This window comes from Thermodesulfobacteriota bacterium, from assembly GCA_040758155.1.
Lineage (GTDB): Bacteria > Desulfobacterota > Deferrimicrobia > Deferrimicrobiales > Deferrimicrobiaceae > UBA2219.
Genome location: JBFLWB010000112.1, coordinates 1 through 19,740, shown reverse-complemented (window position 1 = coordinate 19,740; position 19,740 = coordinate 1). Strand labels below are relative to the sequence as shown.

17 protein-coding genes are annotated in these 19,740 nt (G+C 68.0%); 13 read left to right on the top strand and 4 right to left on the bottom strand.

Features of this window, described 5'->3' with window-relative positions:
* The first annotated feature begins 6 nt into the window (after window positions 1-6).
* The 5 genes from AB1346_07220 to AB1346_07200 all read left to right on the top strand — a co-directional run bounded on the left by AB1346_07220 (window position 7) and on the right by AB1346_07200 (window position 5,662).
* Entirely contained in the window at window positions 7-942 is a 936-nt protein-coding gene (locus AB1346_07220; GenBank protein MEW6720222.1) for a cytochrome b/b6 domain-containing protein, read from the top strand.
* The gene (locus tag AB1346_07215; GenBank protein MEW6720221.1) at window positions 939-2,996 is read left to right on the top strand and encodes a hypothetical protein; all 2,058 of its coding nucleotides are present in this window, start codon (window positions 939-941) and stop codon (window positions 2,994-2,996) included. The genes AB1346_07220 and AB1346_07215 overlap by 4 nt, the downstream gene beginning before the upstream one ends.
* A gap of 97 nt (window positions 2,997-3,093) precedes the next feature.
* Window positions 3,094-3,825, top strand: a complete 732-nt coding sequence (locus AB1346_07210) for a CsgG/HfaB family protein (GenBank protein MEW6720220.1) — start codon at window positions 3,094-3,096, stop codon at window positions 3,823-3,825.
* Between the two features lie 2 nt (window positions 3,826-3,827).
* Window positions 3,828-4,991, top strand: coding sequence for a hypothetical protein (locus AB1346_07205; protein MEW6720219.1), 1,164 nt, complete (start codon window positions 3,828-3,830; stop codon window positions 4,989-4,991).
* Window positions 4,988-5,662: a PASTA domain-containing protein gene (locus AB1346_07200; protein MEW6720218.1), complete on the top strand. Its 675-nt coding sequence runs from the start codon at window positions 4,988-4,990 to the stop codon at window positions 5,660-5,662. Before AB1346_07205 ends, AB1346_07200 begins: the two co-directional genes overlap by 4 nt.
* Before the next feature lie 134 nt (window positions 5,663-5,796).
* Here AB1346_07200 and gcvH read toward each other — a convergent pair whose 3' ends face one another.
* From gcvH to metH, 4 genes are read right to left on the bottom strand one after another with little or no spacing between them, the layout of a single operon-like run.
* Window positions 5,797-6,174 carry a glycine cleavage system protein GcvH gene (gene gcvH / locus AB1346_07195; GenBank protein ID MEW6720217.1) on the bottom strand — a complete coding sequence of 126 codons (378 nt, stop codon included), beginning with the start codon at window positions 6,172-6,174 and terminating at the stop codon, window positions 5,797-5,799.
* 35 nt (window positions 6,175-6,209) lie between these two features.
* Window positions 6,210-8,039 carry a bifunctional homocysteine S-methyltransferase/methylenetetrahydrofolate reductase gene (locus AB1346_07190; GenBank protein MEW6720216.1) on the bottom strand — a complete coding sequence of 610 codons (1,830 nt, stop codon included), beginning with the start codon at window positions 8,037-8,039 and terminating at the stop codon, window positions 6,210-6,212.
* Window positions 8,036-8,203 (bottom strand): rubredoxin, encoded by a 168-nt coding sequence (locus AB1346_07185; GenBank protein ID MEW6720215.1) that lies wholly within the window; start codon window positions 8,201-8,203, stop codon window positions 8,036-8,038. Before AB1346_07185 ends, AB1346_07190 begins: the two co-directional genes overlap by 4 nt.
* Window positions 8,204-8,225: 22 nt before the next feature.
* Window positions 8,226-11,558, bottom strand: coding sequence for a methionine synthase (metH, locus tag AB1346_07180; GenBank protein ID MEW6720214.1), 3,333 nt, complete (start codon window positions 11,556-11,558; stop codon window positions 8,226-8,228).
* A 164-nt stretch (window positions 11,559-11,722) separates the two neighbouring features.
* Between metH and AB1346_07175 the strand changes: the two genes are divergently transcribed.
* The 8 genes from AB1346_07175 to AB1346_07140 all read left to right on the top strand — a co-directional run.
* Complete coding sequence (locus AB1346_07175; GenBank protein ID MEW6720213.1) at window positions 11,723-13,042, top strand: citrate (Si)-synthase; 1,320 nt, start codon at window positions 11,723-11,725, stop codon at window positions 13,040-13,042.
* A gap of 174 nt (window positions 13,043-13,216) precedes the next feature.
* Window positions 13,217-14,644 carry a sigma-54 dependent transcriptional regulator gene (locus AB1346_07170; GenBank protein MEW6720212.1) on the top strand — a complete coding sequence of 476 codons (1,428 nt, stop codon included), beginning with the start codon at window positions 13,217-13,219 and terminating at the stop codon, window positions 14,642-14,644.
* 72 nt (window positions 14,645-14,716) lie between these two features.
* Window positions 14,717-16,501 carry a tetratricopeptide repeat protein gene (locus tag AB1346_07165; GenBank protein ID MEW6720211.1) on the top strand — a complete coding sequence of 595 codons (1,785 nt, stop codon included), beginning with the start codon at window positions 14,717-14,719 and terminating at the stop codon, window positions 16,499-16,501.
* Window positions 16,491-17,420, top strand: coding sequence for an ATP-binding protein (locus AB1346_07160; protein ID MEW6720210.1), 930 nt, complete (start codon window positions 16,491-16,493; stop codon window positions 17,418-17,420). Before AB1346_07165 ends, AB1346_07160 begins: the two co-directional genes overlap by 11 nt.
* Window positions 17,417-18,691 (top strand): sigma-54 dependent transcriptional regulator, encoded by a 1,275-nt coding sequence (locus tag AB1346_07155; GenBank protein ID MEW6720209.1) that lies wholly within the window; start codon window positions 17,417-17,419, stop codon window positions 18,689-18,691. Before AB1346_07160 ends, AB1346_07155 begins: the two co-directional genes overlap by 4 nt.
* A gap of 51 nt (window positions 18,692-18,742) precedes the next feature.
* Window positions 18,743-19,111: a flagellar basal body rod protein FlgB gene (flgB, locus tag AB1346_07150; protein ID MEW6720208.1), complete on the top strand. Its 369-nt coding sequence runs from the start codon at window positions 18,743-18,745 to the stop codon at window positions 19,109-19,111.
* The gene (flgC, locus tag AB1346_07145) at window positions 19,111-19,524 is read left to right on the top strand and encodes a flagellar basal body rod protein FlgC (GenBank protein MEW6720207.1); all 414 of its coding nucleotides are present in this window, start codon (window positions 19,111-19,113) and stop codon (window positions 19,522-19,524) included. The genes flgB and flgC overlap by 1 nt, the downstream gene beginning before the upstream one ends.
* The coding region (locus tag AB1346_07140) for a flagellar hook-basal body complex protein FliE (protein MEW6720206.1) at window positions 19,524-19,740 on the top strand (217 nt) is incomplete at its 3' end. The genes flgC and AB1346_07140, both read left to right, overlap by 1 nt.

Here is a 19,740-nt window from a genome sequence, read left to right as displayed (position 1 = left end):
ATGAGCATGTCCGAGAAAGACCCGAAGGACCCGGCGGCCGACGTCGTCGATCGGGAAATCGAGGCGGCCTCCGGGGAGCTCGCCTCGCTTCCCCCGGAGCAGGCCGAGGCGCTGAAGGAGAAGGTCCGCCGGCGCGTGCGGGAGGAGATGGAGGCGGAGCTGCGCGCCCGCACCGAGGCGGAGCGGAAGGAGGCGGCGCGCCTCGAGCGGGAGCGGCGCGCGAGGGAGAAGGAGCTGGAGAAGGGAGAGACGTTCGAGCGGTTCAACCGGAACTTCCGCTTCCAGCACATGGTGCTGTTCTCCTCGGTCATCATCTTGATCGTCACCGGCATGCCGCTGAAGTTCCCCGAGTTCTTCCTGTCCGGGTGGCTCATCGGGCTCTTCGGCGGGATCCAGGCCTCGACCATCGTCCACCGCGTCGGCGCGGCGATGCTGATCTATTTCATGGTCCACCATTTCCTCTACACGATCCTTTCGCGGGACGGGCGGCGCGATTTCCTCCTCCTGCTCCCGAAGCTCCAGGACGCGAAGGACATCCGCGCCAACATCCGGCATTTCCTGGGCAAGAGCCCCGAGAAACCGAAGTTCGGCCGGTTCAGCTACATCGAGAAGTTCGACTACTGGGCGGTCTACTGGGGCTGCGTCATCATGATCGGCTCGGGCGCGTTCCTCTGGTTCGAGACGGTCATCATGAAGTTCCTGCCGAAAGTCGCCATCGACATGGCGCACGAGATGCACAGCGACGAGGCGCTCCTCGCCACGCTGGCGATCGTCGTCTGGCACTTCTACAACGTCCACTTCAACCCGGACCGGTTCCCCGGGTCGCTCATGTGGTGGCACGGCCGTATCACCGAGCATGAAATAAAGGAAGAGCACCCGCTCGAGTACGAGGAGATCATGGAGCGGCGCAGGCGGGAAGCGCGGGAGGGCGCCGGCGAATGATGGAGAGACTTAAGGGCTGGTGGAGCGCGTTCCGTTCGAACCGGAACCCGCTGACGGTCTTCATCCTGATCGCCGTCGGGCTGTTCGTCCTGTGGAACGGCGCGTTCTTCGTGGCGGCGTACTTCCCGCAGTCGTGCCGCGCCTGTCACTACATGGATCCGTACGTGGACCAGTGGCAGGCCTCCAGCCATTCCAACGTGACCTGCATCAAGTGCCACTCCTTCTCCCCCGTGTTCATCACCGTGACCACGCTGAAGTACGCGACGGGGCTGTACAACCCCAGGCCGCGCGCCGACGTGCGGGACGAGTCGTGCCTCGCGAAGGAATGCCACGCGGGGCGGATCGAGAAGGGGAAGGTCCGCGTCGGGAGCATCCAGTTCGACCACCAGGACCACCTGACGAAGCTCAAGCGCGGGGAGCGGCTGCGCTGCACGAGCTGCCACTCCGCCGTCGTCCAGGGGGAGCACATCGCGAAGGGCTCCCACACCGTGGTGGACAAGGGCGTCTGCTTCCTGTGCCACTTCAAGGGGATCAGCCCCGGCCAGGCGCTGGGCGGCTGCCAGGCCTGCCACGGGACACCGACGAAGGTCGTCGAGCACGGCGGCTTCATGTTCTCCCACGAGTCCTACCTGAAGATCGGCGTGCCGTGCATGCAGTGCCACACCCGGAGCTCGGAGGGCGACGGGAAGGTGGCGGACTCCCACTGCTACGAATGTCACGTGGGACGGCTCGAGAAGAAGGGCGACGTGCTGGCCATCCACCGGACCCACGTGACGGCCCGGTCGATCCAGTGCTTCAAGTGCCACGAGAGGATCCAGCACGGCACGGTGGAGCTGGTGAAGACCTTCGAGGTGCGTTGCGACGCCTGCCACAAGATGCAGCACGGCTACCAGAAGGAGATGTATATGGGCACGGGCGCGAAGGGCGTCCCCGACACCCCCTCGCGCATGTTCTCCGCGCAGGTGTCGTGCGACGGCTGCCACACCCGCGCCGTGGAGGCCCTCGAATCGGGCGTGTCGTTCCCCGGCGAGAGGCGGCTGGAGCCGGAGCGGAAGAGCTGCGTCGCGTGCCACGGGAAGGGCTACGACCTGATGATGGACGACTGGGTCCGGCATTCGCGGGGGCTCGTTTCGGAGATGGAGCGCGTCGTAGCGGCGGGGATGAGCGCGGTCGGCGTCGGGACCGCGAAGGGGAAGCTGGGGGACGCCCGCGGGCTGGTGCGGGATGCCCGTGAGAACCTCAAATTCCTTCGGGCCGGCAGGGGAGCGCACAACATCGAGTACGCCCTGAAGATCCTGCAGACCGGCCACGAGCAGGTGGCCACCGCCTACAAGCTGGCGGGAGTCCCTGGCGGGCCGCCGAAGCCGGCGATCCTGGCATCGCCCACGGCGTACTGCGCCACCCTGTGCCATTCGAGCTTCCAGCCGAAGGACAAGGTGTTCTTCCGGGAGATGGAGATCCAATTCCCGCACGCCCTCCACGTGAAGGACGTGGGGATCGAGTGCTCCAAGTGCCATTCCCCCGAGAAGCACAAGATGCGCATCGTGACCAAGTCCGAGTGCATGGCGTGCCACCACGAGAGCCGGGACATCGACTGCGCCCATTGCCACGGACCGCAGAAGGCGCTCTACGAGGGGAAGGTGAAGGCGCACGGGACCGAGGCGCGGCCGGACGTGATGGCGGAGGCGGGCACCAAGTGCGTCGAGTGCCACGACCTTAAAAAAGGCGCCCAGACCGTCCTCTCGGTCAAGGCCAAGTGCGAGGAGTGCCACGACCCCTCGTACGGGAAGATGCTCCTCGAGTGGAAGCAGGAGATCACGAAGAAGGAGAACGCCATCGCCGTGGCGCTCGAGGAGGCGAAGGAGTACGTCGCCCGCTCGAAGAAGGCCGGCAGGGACGTCTCGCGGGATGAGGAGCTGGTCGCGCAGGCCGACGCGAACTACCAGGCGGTTACCGCGGGGCGGGGGACCCACAACATCAAGCTCAGCCGGGAGCTGCTGCGCGTCGCGCAGGCGAACCTCGACAAGGTGCTCGCAGGTAGGCGGGGGAAGTAGTCCCGGCGCGTCTGGAAAAACCGCCCCGATTCTGGTATACGGCTATAGACTCCCCGCGCCGTTCCGGGCCGGGGGCATGCCCACGGGGGGATGACGCATGAGAGGATCGTTCCGCGCGGCGGCGCTGTCGTTTTTATTCCTTATCGCGTGCTTTCCCCCCGCGTACGGCGGCTGGGGGTCGGAAGCCCCGCAGGTCGACCAGTCCGATACGACGAAGAAGCTGGAGAGTCTTCCGCGCGCCCAGGGGAACCGGCGGGTCGTGACCATCTACGAGTTCCGCTCCAGCGTCTCGGAGGTCTCCGGGGCGGCCGCCACCGACATGTTCACCACGGCGCTCATCAAGTCCGGCGCCTTCGCCATCGCGGAGCGCCAGCGGCTCAACCAGGGCGTCGCCTTCGAGAAGCAGCTCAACGCCCAGGGGCAGAGCACCGGCACCGCGGCCCGTCACCAGCTCCGGGGGGCGGAGTTCATCTTCGAAGGCACGGTCTCCGAGGCCAACGTGCAGGCGAGCAAGACCGGCGTCGGCGGGGTGTTCCGTGGCTTGGGCGTCGAGACCAGCGGGGATAAGGCGACCATCGGAGTCGACGTGCGGGTGGTCTCCGCCGCGACCGCCGAGGTGCTCGACGCCGTGAACGTCCGCAAGCCGGTCAAGTCCGGCGGATTTTCGGTGAGCGGGATCGGCTCGTTCGCCCAGAAATTCACGAAGAAGAATCTCCAGGGCGCGGACGTCGGTGTGGCTCACGAGGGGCGCGAAGGCGTGGACGAAGCGCTGAGGGCGTGCATCGAGGAGGCGGTCTACCAGCTTGTTCAGCGGTACGGCGCAAACTGACTTTGGTCACCTTGCGGGCGAGGCTCGCCGCTTCCCTCCTGGCGCTGGCATTCCTTTGCGCGCCGGCGGCGGCGCAGACGCTATTCGACGTCGGGCCCGCCCGCACCCCTCGCATCCATGAGCATCCCCCCGGCCATCGCCCCGCGAATGTTCACAGTCGGATCTATTCCTTCAGCGTCCTTCCCGGCGCCTGCACCCTGAATTTCTCGTTCCCGGCGGCCGCCGTCCGCCTCAAGCCGCAGCTCTCCGTCTTCGATCGGTGGCCTTACGATCCCGCGGCCCGCAGGTACGATCTGCCCATGGGTCCCCTGGCCGCCGGCGGCGGGAAGAGGATCGAGTACCGGTGGAGCATGGACATCTCTCCCGCGAGCAGCGGCACCCGGGTCTACGTCGTCGTGGAGTTCCCGTCGGCCGCCGACGGGACAGGCCCGTTCCCGCACGAGATCTACATCGCGGGTCCGGCGCCTTCCCCCGTTTTCCGGGCGGAGCGGGGCGTCACCGCGCTCGCCGGCCCCTCCGGCCTCGTCCTGTCCGACGGCCGGGAGCCCGCCCCCCAGGCGGCGGACAGGTCCGATGGGAAATCGGACTCCGTCGCCCTGCCCTCCCTGCCCGCTCCCGGCGACCTCCTGCGGAACGGTTCGTTCCGGGACGGCCTCAATCACTGGACACCGCACCGGGAGCGCGTCGCCGCGGAGGACGTCCGGTCGTTCTCCCTCGCGGACGGGGTCCTCAAGATCCGGGCCCCCCGGGAGAACGCCCGCGAAGGGGTGATGCAGCACGTGAACGCCGACGTGTCGGGCGCCGCGTCGGTCGTCCTGGCGGCGGACGTGCAGGTCCGGGAGCAGACGCAAGGCGGCCTGGGCGCGGAAGGGCGGGACGCCCCCATCGCGGTCGCCGTCGCGTACCGGGGCGCCTCCGGCGGGGAGGAGTCCGCGGGCCGGATCTTCTGGAAAGGCTTCTACGCCCTGGAGCGGGAGCGGCCCGGCGGGGACGCCGACGGGCAGAAGGTGCCCCGGGGTCAGTGGCACCGGGTCTCCATCGACCTCATGCAGCTCGACCCGAAGCCCGCGACGATCCTGTTCATATCGCTCGAGGGCTCGGGGTGGCCTTCCCGGGAGGGCTGGGTCCGCAACGTGCACCTCATCAAGTCGGGGGTTGAAAAATGAAGCGATTCGCAACGGCGGCGATTTCCTGCGCGATCCTCCTCCTGCCGGCGGGCGTGGTCTTTGCGGGCGCCCTGGACCGGGGGAACGTCGCTCCCCGCAGCAATCCCGTGGCCCAGAGCATGATCCGGGTGCCGGGGGTCGTCGGGCAGGAGCAGGCGACGGCCATGGCGGCCATCCAGCAGGCCGGGCTGAATCCCTCGATCCTGGAGGCGAAGAAGATCCCGAAGGGGATGCAGGGAGCGGCGGGGATGGAGTGCAAGGTGGTCGACCAGAAGCCGTCGGCCGGCGGCATGGCGATGTACGGGACCACCGTGACCGTCTACGTGTACAAGCCCGGACAGTGCGCCGCCGGGATGGGAAGCGTCCCCGGGGCGCCGTCCTACGGGATGGGCTCCACGCCTTCTTACGGGAACCCGTCGTCGGGTTTCCCGGGCGGCCCATCCTCCGTCCCCGTCCAGATGCAGCCGATGCAGGGAGGCATGATGGGCGGGACCCAGATGCAGGGAGGCCAGGGCTTCCAGGTGCAGCAGTACTATTTCCCCGACCCGAACGCGTCCGCGCCTCCGGGGCAGCAGGGGCAGCCGTCCTCGCCTCCGCCTCCGCCGCAGGGCGTGGATCCGTACACCGGCCAGCCGATGCCGCAGGGTGCCCCGCCTCCTCCTACACAGTGACGGACTGGCGGCGGGCGACGCGAACTGGCGGGGGACACACTTCCCCTTCAGCCCGCGTTTGAAGCGAAGTATGTCCCCCTCTGGAGGAGGAGTAAGCCGCAAGGGGCGCCCGGGCAGCGGACACCCCTTGCGCCTTACTCCTCCGTGAACGCCTCGTAGTCCTCGAAGTTCATGAGCCGGTCGAGCTCCTCGGGGTCGGCGAGCTCGATCTCGACGATCCAGCCTTTCCCGTACGGGTCGACGTTGACCAGGGTGGGATCCTCGATCGCCGCTTCGTTCACGGCGCGGATCGTGCCCGTGATGGGGCTGGCCAGCTCGACCACGGTCTTCTGGGATTCCACCTCGCCGAACGTCTCACCCTGCTCCAGGAACCTGCCGACTTCGCCCAGCGTGGCGGAGATGATCTCTCCGAGCTGCTCCTGGGCGTAGTCCGACAGTCCGACCCGGACGGTCTCTCCCATCTCGAGAACCCAGAGGTGGTCTTCGGAAAATTTGAGGGCGGCTTCGTCCATACAGGGGTAGTTTACAGGCACCCGCCGGGGGATTGTCAATTTTTCCCGAGAACGGCCAGCGCCGTCTCGACGTGTCCCAGCGGCGCGCTCACCTGGAATCCGTTCACCCGGTCGCGGATCCGCTCGATGATCTCCCGGGCGATGTCGATCCCGGCCTTCCGGCCTTCCTCCCGCGTCGTGCAGCGCGCCATCCGCTCGAGGACCGCCTTCGGGACGACCACGCCGGGCACCTCGTTGTTCATGAACTCCGCGTTCTTGTAGCTGATCAGCGGCCACACGCCGGCGAGCACGGGGATCGTCCGGCGGTACCCCCCGATGCGGTCGAGGAAGCGGAACAGGGCGTCGGCGTCGAAGACCGGCTGGGTGATGGCGAACTCCGCCCCCGCGTCGATCTTCCGGAAGTACCGCTCGATCTCCCGCTCGAGGTCCACGGCGCACGGGTTCGCCCCCACGCCGATGAAGATCCCCGTCGGCGGATCGATCGGGTTCCCGCCGATGTCCACGCCGCGGTTCAGGTTCGACGCCATCTGGACCAGCCCGATGGAGTCGACGTCGAACACGCCCGTCACGTCCGGGTACTCTCCCAGCTTCGGCGGGTCGCCTGTGATGATGAGAAAGTTCGCGAGGCAGGCCGCGTATCCCCCCAGCAGGTCCGACTGCATGCCGATCAGGTTCCGGTCGCGGCAGCAGTAGTGCAGGACCGGCTCGATCCCCACCTCCCGGAGGATGGAGAGCGCCGCGATCATAGGGGACACGCGGGCGCTCGCCCGCGGCCCGTCGGGGATGTTGATCGCATCGATCCCGGCCTCCGAGCACATCCGCGCCTTCGCGAGCAGCGGCTCCATGTTGCTGGACTTCGGCGGCAGCAGCTCCACGGAGGTGACCTTTTCGCCCGACATCAGCTTCGCCGCGAAGCGGGACTTCTTCTCCGGCGGGAGCGCCTGGACGGCCGTCTCGGGCCGGACCAGCGGCTTCACCTCGATCTGGCGCTTCACGCCCGGCAGCGTCTTCACGGCGCGCGCCATCGTGCGGATGTGCGCGGGGGTCGTGCCGCAGCAGCCGCCCACCCCCCGCACTCCGAGCTCGATGTACCGCTTGGCGTACTCGGTGAAGTACTCCGGGCTGGTCAGGTACATCACCCGGCCGCTGATCTCCCTCGGCATCCCCGCGTTCGGCATGGCCACCACGGGCTTGGAGGTGTGCGACAGGACGTCGTGGAGGGCGTCGAAGGTGCCGGAGGGGCCGACGCCGCAGTTGATCCCCACGATGTCCACGTTCGGATCCGCGTCGAGCGCCGAGGCCATCGCCTCGGCCGGCGCTCCCAGGGCCGTCTCCGCCCGGTCGTTCAGCGTGAAGGAGGCGAGCACCGCGCCGCGGAACTCCTTCGCCACGCGGGCGGCGAGCAACAGCTCGTTCAGGTTGGAGAAGGTCTCCAGCAGGAACAGGTCGACGCCTTCCGCGGCGAGGGCGCCCATCTGGGCCCGGAACGCGCTCTCCACCTCCTCCGCGAATGCTTCCGGCATCTTCTGGGTGGACTCCGTGCACGGGCCCACCGCCCCCGCGACGAACACGTCGCCCCCCGCCGCCTCCCGCGCCAGCTTCACCCCCGCCCGGTTGATCGCCTCGGTCCGCTCGGCCAGGCCGAAGGTCTTGAGCTTGATGGGGTTCGCGCCGAAGGTGTTCGTCTCGATCACCTGGGCCCCCGCCTCGATGTAGTCCCGGTGGATCTGGAGGATGAGCCGCGGGTTGGAGAGGCACAGCTCGTCGTAGCAGGTGTGGATGAACACGCCGCGCTCGTAGATCATCGTTCCCATCGCCCCGTCGAACACCAGGGGGAACTCCTTCATCCGGGCAAGGATGTTCATGGCTGCTCCATCTCGTCGAACGCGAATTTCACCGCGCGGCACAAGGGGCACGCCCATCCGGGGGGAAGCTCGTCGAAGGCGGTCCCCGGCGGGACCTCGCTCATCGGGTCCCCCGCGTCGGGGTCGTAAACGTATCCGCAGCGCGAGCAGATGTGCTTCTTCACTGCCCGTTCCCTCCCGCGCCCGCTACACGGCGAAATACTTCGCCTGCGGATGGTGGACGACGATGGCGGAGGTCGACTGCTCCGGCACCATCTCCATCGTTTCCGTCAGGGCGACGCCGATCCCGCCGGCGGCGAGGAGCTCGAAGAGCTGCGCGTGTCCCGAGAGGTCCGGGCAGGACGCGTAGCCGAATCCGTACCGCGATCCCCGGTATTCCCGGCCGGGGAACCCCAGTTCGCGGCGCATGAGTTCGTGCCAGTACTCCGCCAGCGCATCGGCGGCCTCCACGCCGAAGGCGTGCAGCATCAGGTAGTCGTGGTACCGGCCGGCCACGAAGAGCTCCCGGGCCGCCGCGCCGGTCCGGTCCCCGACGGTGGCGACGAAGAACCCCGCGACGTCGCCTCCCTCCTCCCGCCCCCGGAAGTAGTCCGCGATGCAGAGACGGGGCGGCGCGGCGCGGCGCGGGAAGGGGAAGGAGAAGGCGCGCCCTTCGTGCTCCACGACGAGCGCGTCTCCCTCCGAGAAGCAGCGGAACCACCCGTAGGCCACCCGGGGCTCCAGGAGCCGCTCCGCCAGCGCGCGGAGCTTGATCTCCTCGTACATCGGGCGGACCTTCTCCCGGACCAGCTCCTCGTACGCCTCCTCCGTCATCTTCCCGCGGCGGTATCCCCAGCGTCCCCGGAAGAGCGCCGGCTCGTTGATGTAGGGGAACAGGAGGGACGGCTCGAGCTCCATGACGTGCCGCCTGCCGAGGAAGGGCGGCACCGGGACAGGGACGTCCCGCGAAACGGCCGCGTCTTTCGCGGCGGGCATGGCGGCGGGGGCTTCCGCGGGGGCGAAGACCGTGGAGGCGAGCGTGCCCGCCTCGAATTCCCGCAGCGCCGAGAGCCCCGCGAAGGCGTCGGGGCAGTAGACCACCGGGCCGGGATACAGGGGGGCGCACTCCTCCGCGACGAACTTCCGAGTCAGCGCGGCGCCGCCCAGCAGGATGGGCGCCCGGATCCCCGCCGCGGCGAACTGCGGGAGGCTCTCCTTCATCACCAGCGCGGACTTGACGAGCAGCCCCGACAGGCCGATCGCGTCCGCGCCGGTCGCAGCGGCTTTCTCGATGATCGTCTCCGCGGGGATCTTGATGCCCAAGTTGATCACCCGGTACCCGTTGTTCGCCAAAAGGATGTCCACCAGGTTCTTCCCGATGTCGTGCACGTCTCCCGCCACGGTGGCCAGCAGGACCGTGCGCCCCTCTTCCCGCTCCGACTTCCCCAGGTGCGGGGCCAGCCGGTCCACGGCGTACCGCATCGTCTCCGCGGAGCGGAGCACGAAGGGGAGGAGCATCTCCCCGCGGCCGAACAGCTCCCCCACGCGGCGCATCGCCGGGACCAGGAGCTCCCCGATGATCGACGCGGCCGGGCGGCGCGACAGCAGGATCGCGAGGAGGTCGTCGATCCCCTCGCGGTCGCCCGCCAGCACCTTTCCCGCGAGCTCCTCCTCCGGCGGCAGCGCGGGGGCTTCCTTCCCCGGGGCCGCCTCTTCCCCGGAGGCGGGCTTGTCCGCGAAGCGGCGGATGAAGGCGGCCAGCGGCGACTCCCCGTCGGCGCGCGGCCTGTTGTAGAGGAGGTCCAGGCACGCCTCCCGGTCGTCCCCGGGGATACTCGACAGCGGGAGCACCTTCCCCGCGTCCACGATGGCCATGTCGAGCCCGGCCGCCACCGCCTCGTGGAGGAAGACGGAGTTCAGGACCCTGCGCGAGGCGGGGGAGAGACCGAAGGAGACGTTGCTCACGCCCAGCGATGTGAAGACGCCGGGGAGCTCCTCCTTTACGCGCCGGATGGCCTCCAGCGTGTTCGCCGCCGCGTCGGCCAGCCCCGGGTCGCCCGAGCCGACGGTGAACGTGAGGAGGTCGAACGCCAGGTCGCGCGGCCGCAGCCCGTACCGGCCCACGGCGAGGTCGTATATCCGCTTCGCAACGGCGACCTTCCCCTCGACCGTCATCGCCATCCCTTTCTCGTCGATCGTGAGGGCGATGACCGCGGCGCCGTGCTTCCTGGCCGCGCGGCAGATCCGCTCGAGGTTCTTCCCGCCGTCCTCGAGATTCACCGAGTTGACGAGGCACCTTCCCGGATGGATCTCGAGCGCCGCCTCGATGCATTCCGGGCGGGTCGAGTCGACGGCCATCGGGGCGTGGACCGACCGCGCGAAGAGGCGGGCCATGGCTTCCATGTCGGCCCGCTCGTCCCTCCCCGCGTACGCCGTGCAGAGGTCCACCGCGTGGGCGCCGTCCGCCTGCTGCTCGAGCGCGACGGCGAGCGCCCCGTCGAAGTCGTTCTCGAGGAGCCGCTCCCGGAACCGTTTCGAGCCGGAGGCGTTGCACCGCTCGCCGATGAGGAAGGGCGGGATCTCCTGGCGGATCTCGACGGCCTGGTACAGGCTGCCGAGGGAGGGCTTGGGGTCCGCATCGCGCGGGGCGGGGGACGCCCCCTCGAGCGCCTCCCGGAGGCGCCGGATGTGCGCGGGCGTCGTGCCGCAGCAGCCGCCCACGATGGAGACGCCCTCCTCCCGGACGAAGGCGGAAACCTGCGCGGCGAACGCCTCGGGGGAGAGCGGGTAGACCGTCTTCCCCTCCGATACCTGGGGGATGCCGGCGTTGGGGATGCAGGAGACCCGACCCCGGTAGTTCCGGCAAAGGAAGCGGATGTGGGAGGTCATCCCCTCGGGGCCCGTCGCGCAGTTGAGCCCGATGGAGAAGAGGGGGAACGGCTCGAGGGCGGCCAGCGCGGCGGCCAGGTCGGTCCCCACCAGCATCGTCCCGGCGCTCTCCACGGTGAGCGACACCATCACCGGGATCTCCCGCTTCATCGCTTCCAGCGTCTCGAAGCAGGAAACGAGGCCGATCTTCACCTGCAGAAGGTCCTGGCACGTCTCGAAGATCAGCAGATCGGCGCCGGCGTCGGCCAGCGCGCGCACCTGCTCCGCGTAGGCGGCCGAAAGCTGCGCGCGGCCGATGTGCCCCAGCGAGGGAAGCTTCGTCGTCGGGCCCAGGGAGCCGGCGACGTACGCGGGGCGCCCCGACCGGCGGATCGCCGAGCGGGCGTTCTCCACCGCCGCCCGGTTGATCTCCGCGACGCGGTGGGCGAGCCCGTATTCCTCCAGCACGACGGCGTTCGCGCCGAAGGTGTTCGTCTCGAGGACGTCCGCCCCCGCGGCGAGGAACGACCCGTGCCATTCCCGGATCAGCCCGGCGGCGGAAACGTTCAGGAACTCGTTGCACCCCTCGCGCCCCTGCCAGGCGGACGGGGGGATCTCCATGCGCTGGAGATTCGTGCCGCAGGCGCCGTCGAACAGCAGGAGTTCGTCCATAAGTGTTCAATCGTAGAATAGAAATCCGGAGCAGTCAAACGGGCGTATTTTTCGCGGGGTTCCGATACCTTTTGAAGAAGGGTTGGCAATAGTATAATCTTGTTTTATACCGATTCCGCTTTCCGCGTCCGTCAACCGGTAACCCGGGAAAGGGGGAAGCGTTCATGTCGAAACTGAAGGATTTGCTTAGGCAGAAGATCGAGGAGCACCGTCCCCGCGTCCAGAAGCTTCTCAAGGAGCACGGGCAGGCGCTTATCGACAAGGTGACCATCGAGCAGGCCATCGGCGGCGCGCGCGACGTCAAGTGCCTCGTGTCCGACATCTCGTACCTCGATCCGCAGGAAGGGATCCGGTTCCGGGGGAAGACCATCCCGGAGACCTTCGCGGACCTGCCGAAGCTTCCCGGCAAGGACTACCCGCTCGTCGAGGGGTTCTGGTACTTCCTCCTCACCGGGGAGGTGCCGACGATGAAGGACGCCCGGGAGGTCATGGCGGACCTGCGCGAGCGCTCCCGCGTCCCGCTTTACGTGTTCGACATCCTCCGGGCGATGGCGCGCGACTCCCACCCGATGGCGCTCTTCTCCACCGCGATCCTCTCCATGCAGCGGGAGTCGGTCTTCGTCAAGCGGTACAACGAGGGGATGCGGAAGACGGAATACTGGGAACCGATGTACGAGGATTCCATGAACCTTTTGGCGAGGCTCCCCGAGATCGCCGCCTACATCTACCGGATGAAATACCGCAGCGACACGCCGATCGGCCCGGACCGCAGCCTCGACATGGGGGCGAACTTCGCCCAGATGATGGGATTCCCCGAGCCCTATGACGACGTCGCGCGGATGTACTTCGTCATCCACTCCGATCACGAGGTCGGGAACGCCTCGGCGCACACGGTGCACCTCGTCGCCTCGACGCTGTCGGACGCCTACTACGCCTTCTCCGCGGGGATGAACAGCCTGGCCGGGCCGCTCCACGGGCTCGCCAACCAGGAGGTCCTCATGTGGGTCCAGGGCGTGATGAAGGAGATGGGAGGGAAGCTCCCCACAAAGGACCAGCTCAAGAAGTTCCTGTGGGACACCCTGAACGCCGGACGGGTCATCCCCGGCTACGGCCACGCGGTGCTTCGCCGGACCGACCCGAGGTACACCGCCCAGATGGAGTTCTGCCAGAAAAACCTGCCGGACTTCCCGATGTTCCAGCTCACGAACCTGATCTACCAGGTGGCGCCGGGCGTCCTGCGGGAGCACGGGAAGGCGAAGAACCCCTGGCCGAACGTCGATGCGCAGTCCGGCGTCATCCAGTGGTACTACGGACTCACGGAATACGACTTCTACACCGTCCTGTTCGGCGTGGGCCGGGCGCTCGGCACCCTTGCGAACGTCACGTGGGACCGGGCGCTGGGATATCCGCTGGAGCGGCCGAAGTCCGTCACCACGGAGATGCTCGAGCAGTGGGCGGCCGAGGGCGGCCGGCAGATGGCTTAGCGGAGCGCCTGGAACGGGGTGGGATTTTTGACCCGCCGTCGAAGGCGGGCCGGGGGCGGCGAAAGGAATTTTCGCCGCCCTATTTATTCCCCTGAATTTTTCCCCCTTTTCACGCGAAATGTTTTGTGGTCAATTGATTGACACGAATTGCCCCCGGCCAGGAGGTCGAGCAAGATGCAGTCCGTCCTCATCATCGACGACAGCGATGACATCCGTTTCCTCCTGACCGATTTTCTCAAGAACGAGGGGTTCGAAACGGCCGAGGCGAAGGACGGGGAAGCGGGGCTGGAACTGCTCCGGCGCCAGAAGTTCGACCTCTTCCTGGTCGACCTCGTGATGCCCGGCAAGGGGGGGTGCGACGTCCTCCGGGAGGTGAAGGAGCTGTCCCTCGGCGTTCCCGCGATCGTCATCACGGGGAACGGCTCGATCGGCTCGGCCGTGGACGCGATGCGGCTGGGCGCCTTCGATTACGTCGAGAAGCCGTTCAACCTCGAGGCGCTCAAGATCGTGATCGAGCGCGCCCTCTCCCACCAGCGTCTCCAGAAGGAGAACGCGACTCTGAGGAAGCAGCTCTCCGACAAGTACGATTTCCGCAACTTCATCGGCAACTCCCCTCGGATGCAGTCCCTCTACCGGATCCTGGAGAAGATCTCCGACACCGACAGCACGATCCTCATCACGGGGGAGAGCGGGACGGGGAAGGAACTCGTCGCAAAGACGATCCATTACAACAGCTCCCGCGCGGAGCATCCCTTCGTCCCGATCAACTGCGGAGCGATCCCCCACGACCTCCTCGAGTCGGAGCTGTTCGGGCACGAGAAGGGCGCTTTCACGGGGGCGATCAACACGCGCGTCGGGCGGTTCGAGCTGGCGAACTTCGGGACGATCTTCCTCGACGAGATCGCCGAGCTCCCCATCTCCCTCCAGGTCAAGCTGCTGCGGGTCGTGCAGGAGCGGGAGTTCGAGCGGATCGGCGGCGCGCGGACCATCAAGGTGAACGTGCGGATCCTCGCCGCGACGAACCGGGAGCTCGAGAAGGCCGTGCACGACGGCAGGTTCCGGGAGGACCTCTATTACCGGCTGAACGTGATCCCCCTGCACATGCCCCCCTTGAGGGAGCGGGACGACGACGTCCTGCTGCTCTTCGATCACTTCATGGGCGTGTTCTGCGGCAGGAGAAGGCGCCCCGTCCTCAAGGTCGATCCCGAGGCGCGCCGGATCCTCATGAGCTACCGCTGGCCCGGCAACGTCCGGGAGCTCGAGAACGCGGTGGAGCGGATGGTCATCCTCAACGAGAGCGGCATCATCGGCGTCGAGGACCTGCCGGAGCATATCCGCAGGTCGTCCGGGGCGGACGGCGCGGCGGGCCTCTCCCTGGCCGCCCCCCTGAAGCCGGAGCTCCCGGCCCGGGCTTCCTGGACGGAGGCGGGGATCAACCTGAACGCCGTGCTCGGAGACCTGGAGAGGACCCTCATCCTGCAGGCGCTCGATAAGTCGGGCGGGGTGAAGAACAAGGCCGCCCTGCTGCTCGGACTGAACCGGACGACCCTGCTGGAGAAGATCAAGAAGATGGGACTCTCGACGACCGCGTCAGTTCTCTGACACCAGGTAGACGAAAAAGCCTTTAAAAATCGACGTCTTGTTGTGGCACATTCCTTGCTGTTGTAGTGTGCCATGGCCCGGTTTCTCCTGATATTCCTCGTTCTCGCCGCGTTTCCGGGGCCGTCTCCGGCGGCAACCCCCGCGGTGCCGGTGCCTCCCGGCCCCCTGTCGGAAGCGCTTTCCCTGGTGGAATCGAAAAAGCTCCCCGAAGCGATGAAAATCCTCGGGTCGCTCCGGCCGGGATTCGACGAACTGGGGCCTTATCATTACGTCCGGGCGCTCGCCTTCTCCGCGGCAGGGAACCCGCAGGAAGCCGCCTGGAGCTATCGCCGCGCCGCGATCTACTCCGTCGCCCCCGTCGTCAAGGAGGCCGCGCTCTTCCGGGCCGCCGAGACGGAATTCGGGATGGGGTGCTTCATCGAAACGAAGTCCGACTGCCGCATCTTCCTAAAGAAATATCCCGACTCCCGCCTTGCCGGGAAGGCGCGCATCCTGCTGGGGCGGAGCCTGTCCGCGATCGGCCGGCACCGCGAGGCGGTCCGGGAGTTCGAGCAGGCGGACGGTTCCGCCGAGGCGCTGTACGGGAAGGCGAACGCCCTCCAGAGGATGGGGAACACGGGGGATGCCGTGCGGGCGTACGCCGCGGCGGTGGCCGCAGACGAGCGCTTCCCGCTCTCCTCCGACGAAACCCGCCTGTGGATGGGGGAGAACCTGCGCCGGACGGGCGCGCGGGAGCCGGCGAAGGATTTCCTGCGGAAGGTCGCGGACCCGGCGAACAAGGACTACGCCGCGTTCGGCCTGGCGGAAATCGCCGCGGAGGAATCGAGGCACGACGAGGCGGTCAAGCTGTTCGGCGCGGTGGTTCCGTCCCGCGACCGGAAGCTGGGCAGGACCGCGCTGCTGCGGATCTCGGACGTGGAGGCGGCTTCGGGGAAGCCCCGGGAGGCGGCCGGGCGGCTCCAGGAGATCGTGGACAAGTACCCGTTCACGCCGGAGTACGACCAGGCGATGCTGCGGCTCGCGCGGCTTCGCGCCAAGGCGAACGATCCTTCCGCGGCGCTGGCGTTCTACGCGAAGCTCGTGCTGCGCCCCTCGACCGCGCGCCGGGAAGCCTTGGACGGGATCGAGGGGATCCTGCTGACCGGGCGGGAGAAGGGGGCCGCGCACCTGGCCGCCCTATGGAACGCCGGGGGGCGGTGGCTTCTGGACTCCACGAGGGAACCGGCTCTCGTCGCGATCGCGGAGGCGCTCCGCGGGAGCGGGAAACCTTACCAGGACCTCGTCCGGTGGCTTTCCCGGTACGGATCCGCACCGGTCCGCCCGAAATACCTGGTCGCCCGGTCGCGGCTGCACGCGGAGGCGGGAGACGTCGCCGGGCTGCGCGAGTGCCTGCAGGGGCTGAGGAGCCTCCGCGCGACGGGAGACGACGTGTCGCGCGCCGAGGCGTACCTGCGGTACGCGGAGAAGGATTACCCGGGAGCCGCCGACGCGCTCCTGTCGATGCGCCGGCTCGAGGAGGACGACCTGTCGCTTTTGGGCGACGTCCTTCCGTACGCGGAGGAACTGAAGAAGGCGATCGCCGCCGTCGAGGCCGGGATCGCCCGGTCGGGCGCGCCCGCCCGCGTCCTCGGGCGCCTCGCGGACATCCTGCACGACGAGGGACGCCGAACCGAATCGATCCGGTATTACCGGATGGCCGCGGAGAAGGACCCGGAGAACGAGTGGCCGTTCTATCGGCTCGCCGTCCTCCTCGGAAAGGACGGGGGGGAGGAATACAGGAAGAGGATCCGCAAGGATCCCGCGCTGGTCCGGATGGCCAACGCGGCCTGGAAGGAGCGGGAGCTGGATGCGAGATGACGCCGGGATCGACTCCGACCGGATCCGGTCGTTAAGCGAGGCCTTCTCCTCGTTCACGGCCGCGTCGGGACTCCTCGAGCGGGCTTACGGGGAGCTGCAGGAGAAAGTCCGGTACCTGACGGTGGAGCTCGAGGAGCGGAACGCCCAGCTCAGGGAGCGGAACGCCCAGCTCAAGGCGGCGCTGGCCGACGCGGAGTCGGCGAAGGACGGAATGAGGGAGCTCGAGGCGCAGGCCGAGCGGAACCGGCGGCTGATCCGGATGGGCGAGATGGCGGCAAAGATCGTTCACGAGATCCGCAGCCCGCTCTGCAGCATCGAGCTCTACGCCACGATGCTCGAGAGCGAGCTCGGCGACGGGGAGGCCTCCCGGCTTTCCCGGGGGATCTCGAGCGGCATCCTTGGCGTGAACAACATCCTCACGAACATGCTCCTGTTCGCGCGGCAGCGAAAGCCGGCGATGATCCGGGCGAACCCGGCCGCCGTCGTCGGCGAGGCGCTGTGCCTCCTGGAGCCGATGGTCGGGCCGCGGGGGATCCTGCTCGAGCGGGACGCCGGCGAGGCGCCGCCGCTCGACGGCGATCCGGAGCTCCTCAAGCAGGCGCTGCTGAACATCGCGCTCAACGCGGTGCAGGCCACGCCCGGCGGGGGGAGGGTCCGGGTGGCCGTGCGGAACGAGGGCGGCGGAGCGGTCATCGCGGTGTCCGACGAGGGCGAGGGGATCCCGGAGGAGAACCTCGAGCGGATCTTCGATCCGTTCTTCAGCACGAAAGCGAAGGGGACCGGGCTGGGGCTGGCGATCGCGTCGCGGATCATGGAGGCGCACGGCGGATTCATCCGGGTCCGGAGCGCCCCGGGCCGGGGGAGCGCGTTCGAGCTCCACTTCCCCCCCGCCGGGACGCGGAAGGAGGCCGCCGTTTGAAGCCTGTCCTCGTCGTGGACGACGACCCCCAGATGCGCGAAGCGTTGAAGGAGGCGATCCGCAGGATCGGCCACGGAGCGGACGTCTGCGAAAACGGCCTGGAGGCGCTGGGGCGGATCGCCCGGACCGGATATTCCCTCGTCGTGACCGACATGAAGATGCCGGGGATGGACGGCCTGGCGCTCCTGCGGGAGATCCGGCGCCGCTCCCCGAGCCAGCCGGTCCTGGTCATCACCGGGCACGGCACGGTCGAGAACGCCGTCGAGACGATGCGGGAGGGCGCGACGAACTACCTCCTGAAGCCCTTCTCCTTCGATTCGCTGAAAAAGGCCGTGGAGGCCGTGATGGCGCGGCCGAGCTCGACCCGCGGGATCCGCACCGCCGACCCGGGGATGGAGAAGGTCCTCAACCTGGCGCGCAACATCGCGGCAAGCGACATCTCCGTGCTCGTCCACGGGGAAAGCGGCACCGGCAAGGAGCTGCTCGCCCGCTATGTCCACGAGTCCGGCCGGCGCGCGGAGCGCCCCTTCGTCGCCGTCAACTGCGGCGCCATCCCGGAGAACCTGATGGAGTCCGAGCTGTTCGGGCACGAGAAGGGGGCGTTCACCGGCGCCGCGGAGCGCAGGAAGGGGAAGATCGAGTTCGCCGCCGGCGGGACGATCCTGCTCGACGAGATCGGCGAGATGCCGCTCTCCCTCCAGCCGAAGCTGCTGCGGGCGCTGCAGGAGCGGGAGATCGACCGGGTCGGCGGCAAGGAGCCGGTCCCGGTGGACGTCCGCGTGATCGCGACGACGAACCGGGACCTCCAGAAGGAGTGCAGGGAAGGCCGTTTCCGGGAGGACCTGTATTACCGGCTCAACGTGTTCCCGCTCCGGATCCCCCCCCTGCGGGAGCGCCCCGCGGACATCCCGCTGCTGGCGGCGCACTTCGCGGAAAAATTTTCCGCGGCCGAGGGGAAGCCGGGGAAGGGGTTCACGGAGGAGGGGATGGCGATGCTCAAGAGCCGCCCCTGGCGGGGGAACGTCCGGGAGCTGGAAAACGTCATCCGCCGGGCCGTGCTCCTCTGCTCCGGCGACGCCATCGGGGCAGGGGATCTCCTGTTCGACGATCCGTCGGAACCTGCCGGATTCAATGGAAAAATTCGCGACATGGAGAAGGAGATGATCCTTCGGACCCTGAAGGAGGTCGACGGGAACAAGGCCCGGGCGGCGGCGATCCTCGGCGTCACGGTCCGGACGATCCGCAACAAGCTCAACGAGTACGGCCGCTGAAGGCGGTTCGCCTTGGCACGTTTGTTGTATCGATAGGGGCGAGGAGGCGACATGAGCGACATTTTCAAGACACTCGAAGGGCAGCTCCGGGCGTCGAACCTGCGCCACGGAGTGATCGCTTCCAATATCGCCAACGTGGATACCCCGGGCTACCAGGCCCGGGACGTCAAGTTCAACGCCGCCCTGAACGAGGCGACCATCGAGCTGAGGAGCACCCAGGAGGGCCACATGGCTCCTGCCGGGCAGGCTCCCGGAGGCTCCGTCGAGACGGAGCAGCGGCAGCCGTGGGGCGACCGCAACAACGTCGAGCTCGACATGGAAGTCGCGAAGATGACCGAAAACGCAGTCTTTTTCCAGGCCGCCACGACGCTGCTCACCAAGAACATCCAGATGTACAAGGCGGCCCTCAGGAGGTCCTGATGAATTCGTTCGACGTCCTCACGATCAGCGGCTCGGCGCTCGAGGCGCAGCGGCGGCGGATGAACGTCATCGCCTCGAACCTGGCCAACGCGCAATCGACGCGGACCGAGGAAGGCGGGCCGTACAAGCGGCAGGACGTCGTCTTCTCCTCCGTGGCGCTCGAAGCGAATTCCGCGGAGCTGAAGGGTGTCAAGGTTGCCGACATCGTGACCGACGGAAAACCGCCCAGGCAGGTCTACGATCCCGGCCACCCCGACGCGGACACGGAGGGGTTCGTGCAGATGCCGGATATCAACGCGATGGAGGAGATGGTCAACATGATGATGGCCTTCCGCGCCTACGAGGCCTCCGTCGCGACGTACAACGCGGCAAAGACCATGATGCTCAAGTCGCTCGAGCTCGGGAGGGCGTGATGACGGACATGCGGATCCAGGGGATCGGGGGCGCCGGGATCCCGGCGGTAGCGGGTAGCGCCGCCAAGGGGGGCGCCGCGGGGTTCGACCGGATGCTGGAGGACGCCCTCGGGAAGATCTCCCAGGTGCAGAAGGACTCGGAGACGGCGGTCCGGGAGCTCACCTCCGGGGGGGACGTCACTTCCGCCATGATCGCGATGGAGCGCGCGGACATGA

Excerpts from the sequence above, each read along its gene's own strand:
- AB1346_07220 (MEW6720222.1), top strand. The coding sequence starts at position 7 with ATGTCCGAGAAAGACCCGAAGGACCCGGCGGCCGACGTCGTCGATCGG.
- AB1346_07215 (MEW6720221.1), top strand. The coding sequence starts at position 939 with ATGATGGAGAGACTTAAGGGCTGGTGGAGCGCGTTCCGTTCGAACCGG.
- AB1346_07210 (MEW6720220.1), top strand. The coding sequence starts at position 3,094 with ATGAGAGGATCGTTCCGCGCGGCGGCGCTGTCGTTTTTATTCCTTATC.
- AB1346_07200 (MEW6720218.1), top strand. The coding sequence starts at position 4,988 with ATGAAGCGATTCGCAACGGCGGCGATTTCCTGCGCGATCCTCCTCCTG.
- gcvH (MEW6720217.1), bottom strand. The coding sequence starts at position 6,174 with ATGGACGAAGCCGCCCTCAAATTTTCCGAAGACCACCTCTGGGTTCTC.
- AB1346_07190 (MEW6720216.1), bottom strand. The coding sequence starts at position 8,039 with ATGAACATCCTTGCCCGGATGAAGGAGTTCCCCCTGGTGTTCGACGGG.
- metH (MEW6720214.1), bottom strand. The coding sequence starts at position 11,558 with ATGGACGAACTCCTGCTGTTCGACGGCGCCTGCGGCACGAATCTCCAG.
- AB1346_07175 (MEW6720213.1), top strand. The coding sequence starts at position 11,723 with ATGTCGAAACTGAAGGATTTGCTTAGGCAGAAGATCGAGGAGCACCGT.
- AB1346_07170 (MEW6720212.1), top strand. The coding sequence starts at position 13,217 with ATGCAGTCCGTCCTCATCATCGACGACAGCGATGACATCCGTTTCCTC.
- AB1346_07165 (MEW6720211.1), top strand. The coding sequence starts at position 14,717 with ATGGCCCGGTTTCTCCTGATATTCCTCGTTCTCGCCGCGTTTCCGGGG.
- AB1346_07160 (MEW6720210.1), top strand. The coding sequence starts at position 16,491 with ATGCGAGATGACGCCGGGATCGACTCCGACCGGATCCGGTCGTTAAGC.
- flgB (MEW6720208.1), top strand. The coding sequence starts at position 18,743 with ATGAGCGACATTTTCAAGACACTCGAAGGGCAGCTCCGGGCGTCGAAC.
- flgC (MEW6720207.1), top strand. The coding sequence starts at position 19,111 with ATGAATTCGTTCGACGTCCTCACGATCAGCGGCTCGGCGCTCGAGGCG.